Origin of the sequence: Antarcticibacterium flavum, from assembly GCF_006159205.1 — a bacterium.
GTDB lineage: Bacteria > Bacteroidota > Bacteroidia > Flavobacteriales > Flavobacteriaceae > Gillisia > Gillisia flava.
On the sequence record NZ_CP040812.1, the window covers coordinates 2214354 to 2231537 of the forward strand.

Sequence of the window (17184 nt, forward strand, 5' to 3'; positions counted from 1 at the left end):
AAAATTATTCGTCTTTACTCATTTGGATCACTTTTCTTATGACCTGATAGAGTGCTATGAAAACACCCAGGAGAGAGATCCCAATTGTAAATGCAGAGTATTCATTTGGATACTCCTTATCCAGCCAAATGCCAAGGAAAACGCCGGCAGCAATGATAATTCCCATCTGGATCGCAATGTTTACGAACTCCAGGTATTTATCATGCGGAGCGTTCCTTTTGTTTTTGACCATCTTTGGAGAGGGTTTTTATATTTCCTTTCATTTCACAGGTGGCATTGAAAGTTGCACCTGGTTCTACAGATAATTTTCCTGAGACCACCTCTCCCTCAATTACCGCAGTTGAACGCAGGGTGAGGGTGTCCTGCACCACCAGTTTCCCTTTAAATTTTCCTTCAAAATCGGCATTATGGCAAGTAAGGTTTCCTTCAATGTATCCGCCCTTGCTTATGACCACTTTTCCGGAGGTAGTAACATTGCCTTTAATAGTCCCTTCGATACGAAAACCTCCTTTGGCTTCAATATCGCCGGTGATGAGAGTTCCTGCTGCTATCCTGCTTTGTTCTTTACTGGCTTCAGGATTTGGGTTGGGGGAGTTTTTTTTAAACATGAGAGTGGGGTTTGGGGTTGGGGTAAAAAATTTGGGGTTAGGGGGTTGTTTTGCGGTTCAAATAGGCATCAAGATTTTTATGCAATTGTACTACATGATAATTTTCTGAGGAGATGATCACCGGCTCTCTTTGAATAGCGTAATCCTTATTAACACGCAACAGCTCCTCAAAACCGCCGGCACGTTCCATATTCTCAAAGCCATGAACCACTACAAATATAGTGTCCACATTATAAACATCTAAGGATGTGGTGTAATTTTTATATTGCAGTTCCTCCAAAGCAGCATCTATCCTCTGTTGCAGGTCTAACGCCTCCTCTTTTTGAAGTACAGGAAAAGTATAAAGCATTTTCACTTTGCCGGGTGAATCGCTAAATTCACTTTTTGCCATTTTTGGCAGTGCATTATCCAGCAGTTCGCGCGCTTTGAGTCCTTCCTGTGTTTGCGGATGGTTCACCGAAACCTGCCTTAAAGCTTCCCTATAGGCTAGGAAGCCATATAACCTTCCTGTCGCAGTAGCATGTAAAAGTTCAATCTTTGGCAATAGTTCGTGGTCATTAAAATCCTTGCGGTATTGTTCCCCTAATGTAATGGCCTTTTCAAATTCCCCTTCCTCAAAAAGAGCATACATTTCTTTATATTTCACTTCAACTGAATCTTCCATCTCTAAGGAAGAGCCGGGGTTTAGGATCCTGGAGGCATACCTCGATTCAGGATATTCCCGAAGCACCTTGTTCCTATAACGTTCAGCTTCAGCAGCATTTCCTTCTTCGAGGTAAATTTGGTAGAGATAATATGAGGCTGGTAAAATTAACCTCTCTTCAGTAGTGAAATCCATAAGCGAGAGCAACCTTTCTTTCGCCAGTTGATTTTCAGAAAATTTCTCTTTATAAATAAGGCCCAGCCTGTAGTAGGCGTTATTACGCTGTGACTGAAGGCTGTCAATAATTCGGGAATCACTTGGGATTCTTTCAATATAAGTTGCGGGATTGAATTTTGGATTATTGGCAATGATCAATTCTGAAACCTCATCCAGTTGCCGTTCCCCTCCTGTTGCAATATTCCCGGGGTCTGTTCTCCAGTTATCTTTAAGTTCACGGGCACCCCACTGTCGTAGAAATTCCTGCATTCCTGTATTTACCCTTGCAGGATTGTAGAAATAAAAATTTGAGATCGTATTGGGAGCTCCCAGTCCCGGGGGACCACCCGGGCTTCTTATTGGAGGACCCTGTACCACTGCAGGTGACTCTGCCAGAAACCCACTGCGCGCCTCTTCTATTGCCTGCTCCTTAAGCTCATTGGTGTATTTAATAAAATAATCCTCCCGGCGTGCGTCACTCATAGCTACCAGGTCGAGGATGCTGTCATTCTTTTCCACCATCTCCTCATACATAATGACTTCCTGCAAATTGTCCCTTTTTCTCTTTACCACAAAATAATCCCTCGTAGTGTTGGGGATCCTGGTAAGGGTGCTATCAAAATAAGCCCCCGCTGTACGATACTGCGACCTGTCGAAATATATATTCCCCAAAGTCTCATAATTTACAGATTGTAAAAACCTGTCACCCGAGGGGGTTCTTAATGATCTATTGTAATAATCAATAGCCACAGCAGAAGAGTCTAAGAAGCTGTAATATTCAGCAATTTGAAAATATATCTTGTCAAGGAAAGGGCGGTTTTCCCTGTCCTCCTCCATTTCCTGAAGCCTTGAAAGGAATTCATGCCTGTTGCCGGTGCTGAAATCAAAATTGCGCATTTTTTCCAGCCTTGCATTTACGAGGAATTCCCTTGGGATCTTCCTGTTTAGATCTATCACCTTTTCAAAAGCCATATTGGCACTGTCCCTCTTTTGAAGCCTGTTGTACAGCTGGCCCTCAATATAATGATACCTCGCCTTCTCCTTATTTTTCGTGGTGTGGACAGCGGCAGTTCTTATAGGCGCTACTGCACTGTCTATAGAGCCTGTGTTGATATAGGCCTGGGCAAGAACAGCGTGCGCATCTGCCCTGTCCTGCTTTTCCAGCCGGCCAGATTCTATAAGACGCTTAAGATTTTTAATGGCAAGTTTATCATTCTCCAACCGCATGTTGGTCTTTTCCCGCCAAATTTGAGCATGGCTTATTGTGTTACTTGCAGGGTACTTGTGAAGGATATAATTGAAAGCTTCCAGGGCTGGAATAAAACGTTCATCATAATACCTGGCTTTTCCAAGTAAAAGGTATGCCTCATCTATTTGAGGATTTCGTTCCTTCCCCTGTATGAGCATGGAATGTCTCTGGATAGCTTTAGTCGCCTTCTCCTCAGCGATCTGGAAATTCTCATTTCTTTCAGCTCCCGGCACTCGTATCTCTTCAGAAATTTGCATTCTTTCAACCGGCAAAAGCTGCCAGAAGTTCTCCCTGTAAGAAGTGGCTATTTGTTCCCTGCCCATTTCCAGGGCAAGATTCCCGTTGTAAAGGGTATTATATTCAGTAGTAACCGCGTGCCAGTTCCTGTTGATGAATTTATCCTTTTTACGGGAGCATCCCGAAATGGCTATCATCAAAAGAACGCATAGGATCCCAATGGTATTTTTATTCAAAATCAATAAGTTCCGGATAAAATATATAACTTAAATGTCCTGTATTTAGTATGCTAAAGTACATTTCTTTTTATAAACCGGCATTGGGGGAATTTTACGAAAAATTATTCTGGGCTTCCAGGTGTTGTTCCCCTGAAAAGAAGCTCTCCAGCTCGCTAAGGGTCGCTTTGGAGGTATGGATGTCTTTTACCAGCTCACCCCTATCCAGCACCACGATTCGTTCACAGACTTCAGTGATATGAATAAGATCATGGCTGGAGATAAGAAAGGTGGTATCCCTTTCCATTGCAAGGTCCTTAATTAATTTTTTCAACCTTATTTGTGTTGTGGGGTCAAGGTTTGCAAAGGGTTCATCCAGGATAACAACTTTTGGATCTCCAATGAGAGCGGCAACTATGCCTACTTTTTTTTGATTTCCCTTGGAAAGGTCCCGCAAGTACTTTTTACGACCAATGATCTCCCCGTTGAAAAAATCCTCAAAACCCGTAAGCAGGGAGTCAACATCGGCTTTGTTCTGCTTGCGTAGATCTCCAATAAAATAAAAGTATTCCTCGGGGGTAAGATATCCTATGAGAAAGCTTTCATCGATGAAAGAGGAGGTATATGATTTCCATTCCTCACTTTGGTTTACCGTAATATCATTGTTGAAGATACTCCCTGTGGTAGGCTGTATAAGATCGAGTAAAAGACTAAAAAAAGTGGTCTTTCCCGCACCGTTATTTCCTACAAGTCCAAAACTTTGTCCTGCAGGAATTTCCAGGTGCTCTAAACTAAGAACTGTAACCCCGTTATATACTTTTGTTAGATTGCTTGCTGTGATCATACCTGTGCTTTTTATTATTCTCCTGTTTGCTTGAATCCCTCTATCATAGCGTATTTTTTTCTTCTATATACTTGTGCTATAAATTCCAAAATGCGATTCCTTAAGATCAACCCCAGTAACCCTAATCCCAATAACACGGCGACGCCACACTCAAAGGATATAAACTTGTAAAAGATCCAGAAAAGGAGGACCGGCAATATAAGGAGCGGCAGGCCAACCAACCACTGGGCCGCACCCATTCCCTGGTAATTCATAAATGGGCTTTTATCCAGGTCTATACGCTTCCTGTTAAACGAACCTGCGTAGAGCAAAATGGGGATATTTACGCCGATATTATATACGGCACATACCAAATTCAGGAAAAATATACGCCATCCATAATAAATATAAGGGGTGGCAAGTATTGCAAGAACTACCACGCTAAACGTGATGAGCCCGGCTTTTGCCTCAAGATATTTTTTAACCGGGATATTCTGGGCCATAATAAGGGGATAATGAGAGGCGTCCCAGGCCGGGATGAACTGGCCAAAATTTATCATAAATATGCCCGTGATAAAGATGCCTACAAAAACATAAAAGGCAGGCATATCCAAATAGATATCCTGGGGATATATGAACATTCCATACCCAAGAAGCAAAAGTGACATGTATATAGTTGTTTTTGGCCTTTTGTTCCTCCATATCATCTTAAGATCCTGTTGCAGGTAAGGAGCAATATCGCCAAACCGCCTCGTCCACGTAAATTCCCGGGTATTGGCATTGCTGGTCCTTTCCTTCAAATGTGCATCAAGGAAAAACTTCCTTTCAAGGTTGATACGATTCCAGATGTAAAGAGCAGCTACCATAAGGATTGGGATCACGGCGGCCCAGTTATAAATAAGGATTTGATCAAGCAAGCTGCCAAAGCTGCCAGAAATATCCAAAATGCCCAAATAATCCAGTACACCTAAAGCCGCGATCCCCAATGCTACAGGAAGAAGGGCCTTTAGGTTTTCAGTAAATTTCTTCTTAATAATAAAATTGGTGAAATTAACAGCCAGGGATAATCCCCACAGGGCAATCATCCAGGAAATTACCGCCGTTGCATTGTATTCATCCTTATAGATATTAAATAGTCCAAAAGGAATGATCACCAAAAGCGGAAGAAAGTTAAAGAAAGAAAAAAAGGATTTTATAAGTACAAAATTCACAACCTTCCGTTTAAGTACAGGAAGTACCAACAGGGGTTTAATATCCAGTATGGGCAGGGTTTGTAAAAAGAATCTTATAGAAAGCTCTGCGAGTAACCAAAGCAGGACAAAACGATTTGCCACTGTTATGGGATCTTCTCCCGGGAAATATTTCTGGATGAGGGGATACAGGCCAATCCCTGTAAATAGAAAAAGGGTGGCAAAATACAATGCCAGGAAAACCATGAGTATCTTAAGCCCGATGCTCTTGCCAACACTGGCCGATCTAAAAAAGGCTTTCCACTCCAGTAAGACTAACCTCTTGTACATAATCCTGTGCTTCTTTCTTTAGTAGTGTGGAAATTTACCAAATTGTTACATTTAAAAAACTCCAGACTTTGTATTTTTGCCTCAAAGATTAGAATATGAGTCAATTTTATCCTTTAAAGATAAAAGAAGTTATACGGGAAACCACCGAAGCCGTAAGTTTATCTTTCGAGATCCCTGTAGATCTTGAAGAGGTTTTTAATTATAAAGCGGGACAATACATTACCCTCAGGACAAACCTGGAAGGAAAAGAAATAAGAAGGGCCTATTCCTTATGTTCGGCACCTGGAACCGGGGAATTCAAAGTCACCGTTAAGGAAGTTGAAGGTGGAAAGTTCTCTGTGCTTGCCAATAATATTCTAAAGGCAGGGGACATCCTTGAAGTTCATCCACCAGAGGGGAAATTTATCTTTGAACCTGCCAGCAGGTCAAATACATATGCTGCTTTTGCGGCCGGAAGCGGGATCACACCTGTATTATCCATTATAAAAACAGTGCTCAACCGCGAACCGGGGAGCAATTTTATTCTTGTATACGGGAATAAATCAACAGAGAATACGATTTTTTATAAGGAACTGCTCGAACTGCAGGCAAAATTTCCGGAGAGGCTTTTTATTGAATTCATTTACAGCCGTACACGGGAAGAAAATGCACAATTTGGACGTATTGAGACCAGTACCGTTAATTACGTGCTAAAAAATAAGTTCAAGGACTCTTCCATAGAGACCTTTTACCTTTGTGGCCCGGAGGAGATGATCACAAATGTGAAGACCATACTTTTAGAGAATGGGATTAAAGAGGAAAATATTCTTTTTGAATTATTTACTACTGAAGGTACGGGAGCGGTAGAGACTGGTGTGGAAGGCCAGGTAGAGTTAACCATCACGGTAGATGATGAGGAAACCACCTTTACAATGGACAGTAAGGAAACCGTTCTTGATGCAGCTTTGGAGCACGATCTGGATGTCCCTTATTCCTGCCAGGGAGGTATTTGCAGCAGTTGTATAGCCAGGATTACCGAAGGTAAAGCTGAGATGCGCAAAAACCAGATCCTTACTGACAGTGAGATAGCTGAAGGGCTTATTCTTACGTGCCAGGCGCAGGCTCTTACGCCTACCCTAAAGGTAGATTATGATGATGTTTAGGGGCATTTTCAATGCACCCTGCAGTTTGAAAAAAGGGAAATTGTAATATATAAAAGAGGTCTACGTGATCTCTTTTTTATGTCTTACCAACAGGCAGAAGTGGATTTTTAATCTTCTCCACAACCTTTTGGGGCGCGATGGTCCTCATCACCTCCTCATAACCAACAGGCACCTTATTACCATAAATCGAGGTGGGAATCGCAGGATATTTATGTAGGTCTGGAAAAAGACTATTTTCCATAGGCTGCCCAAATGGTTTAAAACCGGCAAATGGATGTGTCACTCCCCACAGCGAAACCACCGGGATCCCGTACATGGCTGCAAGATGCGCATTGCCACTGTCCATTGAAAGCATTATATCCAGATTGGAAATTAAAGCCAGCTCTTCTTCAAAAGTAAGCCTGCCGGCCAGAGAGATCGTGTTTTTGTAATTCCCCGCTATTTGGTCCAGCTTCTGCTTCTCGGCTTTCCCTCCGCCAAAAAGAAATATCTTCATATTTGGATCCTTCTCAAGGTCTTCCAGCACCTGCATCAAAAGATCCTCAGGATACACTTTTGAATCATGCTGGGCATAAGGTGCAATGCCCACCCATTTTTTTAAGTCTTTGCCGGTGATCTCCCGGGTGTTGGGTGATAACTTTTGCTTTTCAGGATAGGAATGGTCCTCCAGGTTTATAGGGTATCTAAGGTGAGAGAAAACATCGGCATACCTTTGATGTGTAGACCTAAGTTGTTTAAAAACCTTATTATTAAATGCTGTAAGTTCCTTTTTCTCTGTCCTTCCCTTGTTGATTTGCTTTACAGTAAGACCGTAAAAACAAAATACGGTTTTAAGGATATTGCTTCGCAGCACATCGTGCATATCTGCCACCGCTGTTATTTCCAGATCCCTTAATTCCTGGGCAAGTTTACCAAGGCCTATGACCCCGGCGTGAACTCCGGTGACATCGGCATCATAAACCTCAACGTTGGGGATCCCTTTGAAGAGAGGTGCAAAAAACTTCCGGGTAAGGACTGTGATCTTTAAATGCGGATATGTGGCTGTGACTACCCTTAGCACAGGCACCAGCATTGCCACATCTCCCATGGCCGAGAGGCGAATTACCAGGATGTGCTCCTTTTTATCCCGGGAATTGCTGGGAGAATTTCGGGAAGCACCGCCGGTAGATCGATTGCCGCTCATTTCAAAAGGTTTTATTTTTTCCGCAGAACAGGGTTAAGCTCCTCGTCGTTATACATCTTCATTTGGCGGTAGACCTTCATATACTTATCGCCTTTGCTTATATCCTCAAGTAATTGATTGATAGCTGTTGAGAGGTCTACCCTTTGTTCCAGTAACACATCAAGTTTTGCCTGGCATTTCATTTGATGCTCCTGGCTGGCATCCTCCCTGTTGGCCTCCTCATTCATATGATATATCTTAAGGGCGAGGATAGAAAGCCTGTCAATCCCCCAGGCGGGACTTTCAGTATTTATCGTGGCATCTTCCTTTGGAGTAACATCCTTGTATTTTTCCAGGAAATAGCTGTCAATATATTCTACCGTATCTGTACGGTCCTGGTTGGAGGCATCTATTTGCCTTTTAAGTTTAAGAGCCGCTTCAGGATCTATATTGGGATCACGAATGATATCTTCATAATGCCACTGTACAGTGTCTATCCAGCATTTGCGGTACAGCAAATGCTCCAGCAGCTCGTTCTCCCTGTCATAGGGATTCTCGAAAGGCTGCTCCACGCTGTTTATCTCGTGGTATTTCTCTATTACTTCTTGGAATATCTGGTTTGCTTTATCTGAAAACATACTATTGATTTTTTTCTAGGATGTGTAAATATTCGGTCGTAGCAGTAGCTGTGTGATTCCTGTTCTCTGTCTTATCTGCTTTAAAACGCTGATAGTCTTTGGTTACCAGGTCGTATTTCCCGTACTGCTGCATGATTTTTTTAATTTCTTCCGCAGGCATTAAGCCCTCATTATTGTAACTAAGGAAAATATAGCTGAAATTTGCAGATCTAATGAGGTTTTCAAAGGAGTCCCTCACCTCCCCGGTTCTGCAATATGATGACTTATAATAGTCCCTTAGGCCTGTTTTTCCTTTAGGTACAAAGGTATCATATTTTGCAATAGTATTAAGCAAATGGTAGTTTGCTCCGTATTGCCGGGCATTGTAAGGTGGGTCTAAATACAGGATATCACCTTCAATGCGCTCAATAAGATCGTTGGCATCTTCCCGGTAAACCTTATGGCCATCTCCTGCGATCTCAAAATGGGCGGGAAGGATCTGCAAATCTTTTATTGCTGAAGGTTTTAATTTCTTGAGGTAAGCCCCGTAAACCGATGCTGTATTGGCCACTTTATCTGCACTTTCAATAACAGAAGCCAGCAGAAAATAATAAAGATCTTCCTCGATGACAGATGTTTCACGCCAATCCTCCAGTTTTATCCTCGCAGCATCGATCTTGCGTGCATTTTCAGCAGAAAAATAAAGCCTTCCTTCCTCTCCTCCTTCAGCATAGTGCTTAAAAATAAATCCTTCCCTGCCGGGCAAATTGTTTAATTCTTCAATCCTCTCTTTAAAATTTAACTCCCGATTATTTCCAATATAATTTTTAAGCAATGCATAGCTGTAATATTCGATATCATTGGCCAGTACTTTTTTTACCAATGGCTTAAAACTACGGCCCACAATACCCGTACCCGCAAAGAGGTCACAAAATACTTTTCCTGTAAGGTCCAGCCCCATAACCTCCTCTACGGTGGAGCGAATAAAACCGGCAAGTTTATGTTTAGATCCTATGTAATTCATTTTATTGCCCAAATAATGTCTGAGAAGGCGAATTTCCCGGGTTGGTATTGAAACTTCAGCAATTTTTGAGAGTCAAAATTAACAACATAATCTTCAACCACCTCCTTTAGAAACAGAATTTCTGCTTTTAATTTCCAATGATCACCCCCTTCAGCATATACTATAAGGAACAACCTGTTATAGTAATGCATTCTTTGCTGTGAACTTTGGTTGCGGTATAGCCAGGTAACCAAATCACCGGGATGTCGCTGTGCATAATCCAAAGCGTGGTTAAAGCCTCTGGGGTAAATACTGGTCTTTAGGTCCATATCCACTCCCTGAATATTAAAATCCCGAAGCCTGTCCCTCTCGTCCCGCGCAGGGGTAACACCCGGTAAATCGCAGAAAATACTTTCAACGGCTTTTGCGCTCCAGAAGTTATACCACCTGTTTGCCGCATAATTAATAAAAGAAGCTTTTTCCAGGTTTTGCTGTTCGGCAACCTTCCCTGCCTGCTCCAGGACCTCCTCCCAGCTTTGTGTTCTATAAATAAAGCCAGAAAATCTATCCCATTGATCATTTTGCTTTCTTCCCCAGCTGTATGGATGATCCAGCCGCTTTTTTAATTCGTCCTCTATTTGAAACAGCTGCCGGGAATTCAAAATATGAAGGGTATTAGAATGGGCATGAGAATAAGGCCAAAGAGCAGGATCTCTTTAAAGACTTTTTCTTTTTTACTTTCAAAATAATTGGAAGAGATTATAGAAAGGGGAACGAAAAAGAACAATAATTCACTGCCATTCTTGACCGGCGAAAACAATGCAACTGCAATAGCGGTAACCAAAGTAAGGAGTACAAGTATATATGTGGGCCTGGAGTTTATATTGGCCTTTTGAAGCAGTCCCAGGTAAAAGAAAAGCGTCCAAACACATAGGGCAAGAATGATGCTTAGGGGAATAAATAACGCCGGATTGCTGTACTGTTCAAAATCAAAACTGCTGGTTTCAAACCACAGGGAGAACGTATAAAAGTCATCATACATAATGATGCTAAAGGATGTTACCAATCCAAAGACCGCCAGGAAGGCAATCCCGGGAACCAGCCAGTTCTTAAAATAGTTTGCAACGTGAAGCAGGATCCCGCTGTATACGATCAATAAAAAGAGGATCGCCCAAAAATAGAACAGGGAAGCAATGCATATCCAGAAGGTGGCGTCAAAGATCTTTTGCCTAATGTCCTTTTGCGATCGCAGGCTTATTACTCTTCTCAATGCCAGCAGTACACATAGATTGGCGATAATTACCTGATCATTGCGCAATATTTCCCAAAAAGAGACCGAAAGCACCCCAAATATGAGGATCTTAAAGGCACTGCGTTTTGTAAGGTCATTTTTCTTGGCTATAAAATTAAGCACAGAAACGCTTATAATAAAAACAATAAGGACCCCAAATTTTGCCGTCGTTCCTGAAAGACTAAAGGAGTCAAGCAGTGGCCGCAAGTTTGCCAGCAGATAAAAAGCCGCCATGAATAATATGACGGCAAGAAAATTTATAGGTTTTGATTTGCTAAAAAAGCTTGTTAGCATTACCGTTTTTTATATTTTTGTGAAAATAATATTTCAAACTAAAGAAATGAGAGATTTTTTTGAGGGAATTGCCTGGTTATTTGAGGAGATTTTATTTCTTCCATTTAATATGCTTAGAGATGTAGAGTTTGAAACCTCCTGGTTTTTAGCTAACATTATAAACTGGATCTTTGTACTTGTTGTAATTGTTGCCTTCGCATACTGGATGAAGCAGCTTAAGAAATTCAATGACAATGACGAGGAAAACCGTGATCCTACTGCACATTCCTTTTTAGGATAAATCAAATCCAAGGTCTTTTCTATAATACATCTTATCAAAATGGAGTTTATCGACATTTTGATAAGATTTTTTTAGTGCCTCTTTGTAATCCTTTCCAAAAGAGGTAACAGCAAGCACACGCCCGCCGCTGCTAAGGATCTTTCCGTCCTTTTGGGTAGTGCCGGCATGATACACTACCGAGCCGTCAACATTATCCAGACCTGATATCTCCTTTGACTTTTCATAATCCTCAGGATATCCGCCAGAAACCAGAACTACTGTCACAGCAGATTCTTTCTTAATGTTAACTTCAACCTCATCAAGCCTTTGTTGAGCAGTTTTTTGAAGTAATAGTACCAGATCGTTCTCTATCCTCGGTAAAACCACTTCTGTTTCGGGATCTCCCATTCTCACATTATACTCAATAACATAAGGATCATCACCTACTTTCATTAAACCAATGAAGACAAAACCCTTATAATCGATCTTTTCCTCTCTAAGCCCTTCAATGGTAGGTTTTATAATACGCTCTTCCACCTTCTTCATGAATTCCTCATTGGCAAATGGTACAGGGGAAATGGCACCCATACCACCGGTATTTAAACCTGTATTGCCTTCGCCAATTCGCTTGTAATCCTTTGCTGTAGGAAGAACCTTGTAATTCTTACCATCTGTAAGAACAAAAACACTTAGTTCTATACCCTCAAGGAATTCTTCAATAACCACAGTAGCTCCTGCAGCACCAAATTTGCTGTCCACAAGCATATTCTCCAGTTCCTGTTTTGCTTCGGCCAGATCTTCTAAAATTAAAACCCCTTTTCCGGCAGCCAGCCCATCAGCCTTTAAGACATACGGCGCATTTAAGGTCTCCAGGAATTTCTTCCCTGCCTCAAGACTTTCAGCAGTAAAACTTTGATAAGCCGCAGTTGGTATCTTGTGTATCCCCATAAATTCCTTGGCACGTTCCTTACTTCCTTCCAGCAGCGCTCCCCTTTTTGAAGGTCCTATAAGCATCACCTCCTTTAAGTCGGGATCTTCCTGAAAATAGTCATATATTCCTTCTACCAGAGGATCCTCAGGCCCTACAACTACCATTTGTATATTTTTCTCCAATACAAATTCCCTGATCGCTTCAAAATTGGTTACTTTCAAATTGACATTTTCAGCTACCTGGGCAGTACCTGCATTCCCGGGGGCAACGAATAGATTTGAGCAGTTTGCACTCTCTTTGATCTTTACTGCGAATGCGTGCTCACGCCCGCCGGCGCCAAGGATTAAAATATTCATATGGAAGTTGTTTTATATTCTTGTGCCAAAAATAATTGTTTGTAAATTGAAGCACTAATAAATTCCAATAAAATAAAGCCAATTTCCCTTGAACTGGTTTAAGATCTCCCTTCAGCTTAACAGGTTCCCTATCAACAGGGCACAGGAAAAACTATGGCAAATTCAAAAGATACCCGAGGATGTCTATGGCGCATACCTTGAAGAGCAATCCCGTCATATTGTAGAGTATCACCTGCAGCATAACGAGCATTACCGGCAGTTTTATGGCAGTAATAATTTCACATCATGGGAGGAGGTGCCTGTAATGCAAAAGAAGGACCTGCAACGCCCCCTGGACCAGCGGCTAAGCAAACCTTATACAAAATCAACCTGCTACATAGGTAAAACTTCTGGTTCCAGCGGTCATCCCTTTATCTTTGCAAAGGACAGGTTTTGCCATGCCCTTACCTGGGCAGAGTTCATCGACAGGTACCAATGGATAGATATTGACCTTAACAGCTCCTTACAAGCACGATTCTACGGGATCCCCCTGGATTTCTATGGCAATCTTTTGGAGCGTTTTAAAGACCGGGTAAGCCTTCGCCGGCGTTTTAATGTCTTTGATCTAAGCGAGAAGAAAATGCTGGCTTTCCTCGAGAGGTTCAGGAAGTCACCTTTTGATTATGTCAATGGCTATACCAGTGCAATTGTATTGTTTGCCAAATATTTACAGAAGAAAAATTTAAAATTAAAGGATCTGTGCCCTACTCTTAAGGTGTGCATAGTTACTTCTGAAAAACTTTTTGAAAAAGACAAACAGCTTATTGAGACATTCTTTGGAGTGCCTGTTGTAAACGAATATGGAGCCAGCGAGGTGGGTCTTATAGCTTTTGAAAATTCAAATGGGGAATGGATCGTAAATTCTGAAAGCCTCTTTATTGAGATCCTTGATGAGAATAACCAGATCTTGCCGAATGGTGAGGAAGGGCGTATTGTGATCACCTCGCTATACAATAAGGCTCATCCCATGATACGCTATGATATTGGGGATACCGGCACCTTAATGCCCGGAAGCACCTTAAAGCGGCCAATACTTAAAAAACTTACCGGAAGGACAAATGATGTGGCAAAACTGGCAGATGGCAAAGTGGTCCCGGGTTTGACTTTCTACTATGTGACAAAATCAATTATAGAAGACGCAGGTAGCATTAAGGAGTTTGTGATCGTTCAAACAGCACTGGATACTTTTAAGATCGAATACGTGAGCGAGCAGGAATTCACCCCCGTCCAGGTGCAAAGGATACTTACGGCCATAGAGACTTTTGTGGGTAAGAACCTGCAGGTAGAACTGGAAAGAAAGAATATCCTTCAAAGGAATATAAGCGGGAAGCTAAAACAATTCACCTCTCTTATTTAAGCTTTTTAACCTGACGGTTCTTTACAAGAAAGTGTTCCCAAAGAAACCTGCTCATTGCTCCCAGGCTTTTTAGAAAACCATATTCAAGAAAGCTCCTGTAGATCCTGTAGTTATGGCGCAGGAGTTTCCATTTATTTCCTGAGACCGAATTCTTTCTAACCCTGTAACAGGCAAGAGGTGCAGTAATAGCACGTGTTGACCCAACTTTTTTTAGTATCTCCAGCCACAAAGCCCAGTCCTGCCGCTTCCTAATAACTGGAGCATATACCTTTCCCACTTTCCTCACATCATAAATGCCGGTAAGATTTCCCACGTAATTTGATTTAAGTAGTTTTTGATAAGTAAGATGTGGAAGGGCTTTTATCTCCTTTTGCAAAAGCTTTCCATCCTCATCGATCAGGATATAACTTGAGAAGGTCATCGCGAGGTCATGCTCCTGCATAAATTTAAGCTGCTCCTCAAGCTTTAAAGGCATCCAAAGATCATCGGCATCCAAGAACGCAATATAATCTCCTGTAGCAGCTTTAATGCCTTTATTTCGAGCCGCACCCGCTCCCCGGTTAATGGGATTTTTAATAATGTGAATATTGGGATAGAGTTGCGCATATTCCTCCACAATTTTCACAGTGGGATCTGTTGATGCATCATCTATAACCCAAAGTTCCCAATTGTCCCAGGTTTGATGAAGAACAGATTCTATCGCCCCTGCAATATATGCTTCGGAATTATATGCCGGCATGATTACAGAAACCTTAGACGCTTCGTGCATAGCTATATTAGCGTTTTATATGCCTGGAAAAGTCTTTGTGCTCACTCTTAAAAAGTTCTTCCTCTGTTAAGCCTTTAAAATATTCGTATGTGATCTTCATTCCCTCCTGCCTTGAAACCTTTGGCTCCCATCCAAGGATCTCTTTTGCCCTGGTAATATCGGGTTGTCGCTGCATGGGATCATCTGCCGGCAAGGGTTCATAAATTATTTTTTGAGTGGTATTTGTAAGTTTTATGATTTCTTCAGCAAAATCCTTAATAGTGATCTCATCTGGGTTTCCAATATTCACAGGATCTGTATAATCACTAAGCAGAAGCCTGTAAATTCCTTCCACCTGGTCATCCACATAACAAAAAGACCTGGTTTGGGAACCATCCCCAAAGACTGTAAGGTCCTGCCCCCTCAAGGCCTGACCAATAAAAGCGGGGATCACCCGGCCATCATTCAACCTCATCCTGGGGCCATATGTATTAAAGATCCTTGCTATACGGGTATCAACGCCGTGAAAACGGTGATAGGCCATGGTCATTGATTCCTGAAAACGTTTGGCCTCATCATATACTCCCCGGGGACATATCGTATTAACATTCCCGTAATAATCCTCGGTTTGTGGGTGCACCAGGGGATCTCCATACACTTCAGATGTTGACGCAATAAGGATCCTTGCATTCTTTTCCTTTGCAAGGCCCAGCAGGTGCCAAATTCCAAGAGAACCAACCTTTAGGGTTTGAATAGGGATCTTTAAATAATCTATTGGACTTGCCGGCGAGGCAAAATGCAGGATATAATCAAGCTCTCCCCGAACGTGTACAAACTGGGTAACATCGTAATTGAAGAATTCAAAATTTTGATGGTTGAGAAGGTGGGCAATATTTTTCATATCCCCGGTAATGAGGTTATCCATTCCAATAACTTCAAAACCTTCTTTTATAAACCTGTCACTAAGATGGGATCCAAGGAATCCCGCTGCCCCGGTAATGAGTATTCTTTTTGCCATCAAATAGAATTTATGTTAAGCCTAAATTTAACGAAAATATTGAAAGATCAATCTTTTACAGAACCGGTTTCATATAATTCTTTCAAAGCATCTTCCCAGGACGCAATCGATTTTGATAAACCAGCTTGCACCTTTTCTTTATCCAGCACACTATAGGCCGGCCTCTTTGCTATGGTTTGGTAAGAATTGTCCTCTTTAAGGCTTACAGAATCCAGATTGCCCGAAATCTTAAGTATCTCCCTTGCAAATCCATACCAGGTGGTTTGTCCTGTGTTGCTGTAATGATATAAACCGTAATTGCTGTTATTTTCTTTTATTAACCCAACAATGAGCCTGGCTAAGTGATTTGCATTGGTAGGGGTACCGGTTTGAGAGGTCGTGATATTCAATGCTGCCCCTTCCCTTGCCTTATTTAATATAGTTTTGTAAAAATTATGGCCAAACTGTGAGTATAACCAGGAGGTCCTAAAGATGAAATATGCGTGGCTTATTTCCTCTATAAATTGCTCCCCTTTTAGTTTGGAAGCACCATAAACATTTATGGGGGCCGTTTGATCCTCTTCCTTATAAGGAGTAGATGCACTGCCGTCAAAAACATAATCTGTAGAAAAATGGAATAAAACTGTCCTGTTTTTTTTGCAAATTTCTGCCAGGTTCTTTACCGCTGTTGCATTGATAAGAAATGCTTTTTCACGATCATCCTCCGCCTTCTCTACGTTGGTATACGCCGCACAGTTTATACAAAAATCTATTCTTTTACTGCTAAAGACCTGTTGTAGATCATAGGTTAAAGTGATATCCACTTCATTGGAATCCATAAATAACCAGTCAATATCATCCATCTCGCGGGTAGCAAGTTCAAAACATTTCCCCAGTTGCCCACCGGCTCCTGTTATCAAAACTGTTTTCATGGAAAAAGCATTTTAAGGGTTGGAAGCTGCTTGTCCTTGGTGGATAATATAAGATCCTCTTCAGGCATTCCCCAGTCAATTGCAAGTTCAGGATCATTATAGATCACGCCGCTCTCTGCCCCGGGGGAATAATATCGGTCGCATTTATAAGAAAATACAGAGACCTCAGAGAGGGTTAAAAATCCATGTGCAAACCCCTGCGGAATGAACAGCTGGTGGTGCTCTTTATCATTCAGCAAAATACTGAAGGATTTTTTAAACGTAGGAGAATCTGGTCTAAGGTCTACCACTACGTCCAGCACCTCGCCATAGATCACCCTTACAAGCTTTGCCTGCGCGTGATCGCCCCCCTGGAAATGTAGCCCCCTTAATACGCCTCTCGTGGAAACCGATTGGTTATCCTGTACAAAATCAATATCCAGGCCTGTGCCTTCCCTGAATTTATTTTTGCGGTAACTCTCCAGGAAGATGCCACGGTGGTCTCTAAAGACATCTGGTGCTATATAAAAACAATCCTTTAAGGGGGTTGAATGAAATTTCATGTA

At 41.8% G+C, this 17184-nt stretch carries 18 protein-coding genes; 3 read left to right on the forward strand and 15 right to left on the reverse strand.

Annotated elements, in window-relative coordinates; translation table 11 throughout:
- Window positions 1-4: 4 nt before the first annotated feature.
- The 5 genes from FHG64_RS09360 to FHG64_RS09380 form a co-directional block, all read right to left on the reverse strand.
- Window positions 5-232 carry an AtpZ/AtpI family protein gene (locus FHG64_RS09360; protein ID WP_139066152.1) on the reverse strand — a complete coding sequence of 76 codons (228 nt, stop codon included), beginning with the start codon at window positions 230-232 and terminating at the stop codon, window positions 5-7.
- On the reverse strand, window positions 201-608 hold the full coding sequence (locus tag FHG64_RS09365) for a bactofilin family protein (protein WP_139066153.1): 408 nt from the start codon (window positions 606-608) through the stop codon (window positions 201-203). The genes FHG64_RS09360 and FHG64_RS09365 overlap by 32 nt, the downstream gene beginning before the upstream one ends.
- A 37-nt stretch (window positions 609-645) precedes the next feature.
- On the reverse strand, window positions 646-3189 hold the full coding sequence (gene porW, locus FHG64_RS09370) for a type IX secretion system periplasmic lipoprotein PorW/SprE (protein ID WP_139066154.1): 2544 nt from the start codon (window positions 3187-3189) through the stop codon (window positions 646-648).
- Between the two features lie 94 nt (window positions 3190-3283).
- Window positions 3284-4012, reverse strand: a complete 729-nt coding sequence (locus tag FHG64_RS09375; protein WP_139066155.1) for an ABC transporter ATP-binding protein — start codon at window positions 4010-4012, stop codon at window positions 3284-3286.
- 14 nt (window positions 4013-4026) lie between these two features.
- A complete protein-coding gene (locus FHG64_RS09380; protein ID WP_139066156.1) occupies window positions 4027-5511 on the reverse strand; it encodes a DUF5687 family protein in 1485 nt (494 codons plus the stop codon).
- Between the two features lie 95 nt (window positions 5512-5606).
- Between FHG64_RS09380 and FHG64_RS09385 the strand changes: the two genes are divergently transcribed.
- On the forward strand, window positions 5607-6653 hold the full coding sequence (locus tag FHG64_RS09385) for a ferredoxin--NADP reductase (RefSeq protein ID WP_139066157.1): 1047 nt from the start codon (window positions 5607-5609) through the stop codon (window positions 6651-6653).
- A 76-nt stretch (window positions 6654-6729) separates the two neighbouring features.
- Here FHG64_RS09385 and FHG64_RS09390 read toward each other — a convergent pair whose 3' ends face one another.
- From FHG64_RS09390 to FHG64_RS09410, 5 genes are read right to left on the reverse strand one after another with little or no spacing between them, the layout of a single operon-like run.
- The gene (locus FHG64_RS09390) at window positions 6730-7836 is read right to left on the reverse strand and encodes a glycosyltransferase family 9 protein (protein ID WP_139066158.1); all 1107 of its coding nucleotides are present in this window, start codon (window positions 7834-7836) and stop codon (window positions 6730-6732) included.
- 11 nt (window positions 7837-7847) lie between these two features.
- Window positions 7848-8453, reverse strand: coding sequence for a DUF4254 domain-containing protein (locus FHG64_RS09395; protein ID WP_139066159.1), 606 nt, complete (start codon window positions 8451-8453; stop codon window positions 7848-7850).
- A gap of 1 nt (window position 8454) precedes the next feature.
- The gene (locus tag FHG64_RS09400; RefSeq protein WP_139066160.1) at window positions 8455-9456 is read right to left on the reverse strand and encodes a DNA adenine methylase; all 1002 of its coding nucleotides are present in this window, start codon (window positions 9454-9456) and stop codon (window positions 8455-8457) included.
- A complete protein-coding gene (locus tag FHG64_RS09405; RefSeq protein WP_139066161.1) occupies window positions 9453-10097 on the reverse strand; it encodes a hypothetical protein in 645 nt (214 codons plus the stop codon). Before FHG64_RS09405 ends, FHG64_RS09400 begins: the two co-directional genes overlap by 4 nt.
- Window positions 10094-11020 carry a DUF6427 family protein gene (locus tag FHG64_RS09410; RefSeq protein WP_139066162.1) on the reverse strand — a complete coding sequence of 309 codons (927 nt, stop codon included), beginning with the start codon at window positions 11018-11020 and terminating at the stop codon, window positions 10094-10096. The genes FHG64_RS09405 and FHG64_RS09410 overlap by 4 nt, the downstream gene beginning before the upstream one ends.
- 46 nt (window positions 11021-11066) lie before the next feature.
- Between FHG64_RS09410 and FHG64_RS09415 the strand changes: the two genes are divergently transcribed.
- Entirely contained in the window at window positions 11067-11300 is a 234-nt protein-coding gene (locus tag FHG64_RS09415; protein WP_139066163.1) for a DUF6341 family protein, read from the forward strand.
- Here FHG64_RS09415 and purD read toward each other — a convergent pair.
- A complete protein-coding gene (gene purD / locus FHG64_RS09420; RefSeq protein WP_139066164.1) occupies window positions 11292-12566 on the reverse strand; it encodes a phosphoribosylamine--glycine ligase in 1275 nt (424 codons plus the stop codon). The genes FHG64_RS09415 and purD overlap by 9 nt on opposite strands.
- A gap of 88 nt (window positions 12567-12654) precedes the next feature.
- Between purD and FHG64_RS09425 the strand changes: the two genes are divergently transcribed.
- Window positions 12655-13962, forward strand: coding sequence for a phenylacetate--CoA ligase family protein (locus FHG64_RS09425; RefSeq protein ID WP_139066165.1), 1308 nt, complete (start codon window positions 12655-12657; stop codon window positions 13960-13962).
- On the opposite strand, the gene FHG64_RS09430 is transcribed toward FHG64_RS09425, so the two are convergent.
- Genes FHG64_RS09430 through rfbC form a run of 4 tightly spaced genes read right to left on the reverse strand, consistent with a single transcriptional unit; the run spans window position 13955 to window position 17181 of the window.
- Entirely contained in the window at window positions 13955-14731 is a 777-nt protein-coding gene (locus tag FHG64_RS09430; RefSeq protein ID WP_139066166.1) for a glycosyltransferase family 2 protein, read from the reverse strand. The two genes, FHG64_RS09425 and FHG64_RS09430, sit on opposite strands and share 8 nt — an antisense overlap.
- A gap of 7 nt (window positions 14732-14738) precedes the next feature.
- Window positions 14739-15728, reverse strand: coding sequence for a UDP-glucuronic acid decarboxylase family protein (locus tag FHG64_RS09435; protein ID WP_139066167.1), 990 nt, complete (start codon window positions 15726-15728; stop codon window positions 14739-14741).
- A gap of 47 nt (window positions 15729-15775) precedes the next feature.
- Entirely contained in the window at window positions 15776-16639 is an 864-nt protein-coding gene (gene rfbD, locus FHG64_RS09440) for a dTDP-4-dehydrorhamnose reductase (RefSeq protein ID WP_139066168.1), read from the reverse strand.
- The gene (rfbC, locus tag FHG64_RS09445) at window positions 16636-17181 is read right to left on the reverse strand and encodes a dTDP-4-dehydrorhamnose 3,5-epimerase (protein ID WP_139066169.1); all 546 of its coding nucleotides are present in this window, start codon (window positions 17179-17181) and stop codon (window positions 16636-16638) included. Before rfbC ends, rfbD begins: the two co-directional genes overlap by 4 nt.
- Between the last annotated feature and the right edge of the window lie 3 nt (window positions 17182-17184).

Bases quoted from the DNA above. Each gene is read 5' to 3' on its own strand.
- FHG64_RS09385 (WP_139066157.1), top strand. From the start codon at position 5,607: ATGAGTCAATTTTATCCTTTAAAGATAAAAGAAGTTATACGGGAAACC.
- FHG64_RS09410 (WP_139066162.1), bottom strand. From the start codon at position 11,020: ATGCTAACAAGCTTTTTTAGCAAATCAAAACCTATAAATTTTCTTGCC.
- FHG64_RS09415 (WP_139066163.1), top strand. From the start codon at position 11,067: ATGAGAGATTTTTTTGAGGGAATTGCCTGGTTATTTGAGGAGATTTTA.
- FHG64_RS09435 (WP_139066167.1), bottom strand. From the start codon at position 15,728: ATGGCAAAAAGAATACTCATTACCGGGGCAGCGGGATTCCTTGGATCC.
- FHG64_RS09360 (WP_139066152.1), bottom strand. From the start codon at position 232: ATGGTCAAAAACAAAAGGAACGCTCCGCATGATAAATACCTGGAGTTC.
- FHG64_RS09395 (WP_139066159.1), bottom strand. From the start codon at position 8,453: ATGTTTTCAGATAAAGCAAACCAGATATTCCAAGAAGTAATAGAGAAA.
- FHG64_RS09365 (WP_139066153.1), bottom strand. From the start codon at position 608: ATGTTTAAAAAAAACTCCCCCAACCCAAATCCTGAAGCCAGTAAAGAA.
- purD (WP_139066164.1), bottom strand. From the start codon at position 12,566: ATGAATATTTTAATCCTTGGCGCCGGCGGGCGTGAGCACGCATTCGCA.
- FHG64_RS09375 (WP_139066155.1), bottom strand. From the start codon at position 4,012: ATGATCACAGCAAGCAATCTAACAAAAGTATATAACGGGGTTACAGTT.
- FHG64_RS09430 (WP_139066166.1), bottom strand. From the start codon at position 14,731: ATGCACGAAGCGTCTAAGGTTTCTGTAATCATGCCGGCATATAATTCC.
- rfbC (WP_139066169.1), bottom strand. From the start codon at position 17,181: ATGAAATTTCATTCAACCCCCTTAAAGGATTGTTTTTATATAGCACCA.
- FHG64_RS09390 (WP_139066158.1), bottom strand. From the start codon at position 7,836: ATGAGCGGCAATCGATCTACCGGCGGTGCTTCCCGAAATTCTCCCAGC.
- FHG64_RS09380 (WP_139066156.1), bottom strand. From the start codon at position 5,511: ATGTACAAGAGGTTAGTCTTACTGGAGTGGAAAGCCTTTTTTAGATCG.
- FHG64_RS09400 (WP_139066160.1), bottom strand. From the start codon at position 9,456: ATGAATTACATAGGATCTAAACATAAACTTGCCGGTTTTATTCGCTCC.
- rfbD (WP_139066168.1), bottom strand. From the start codon at position 16,639: ATGAAAACAGTTTTGATAACAGGAGCCGGTGGGCAACTGGGGAAATGT.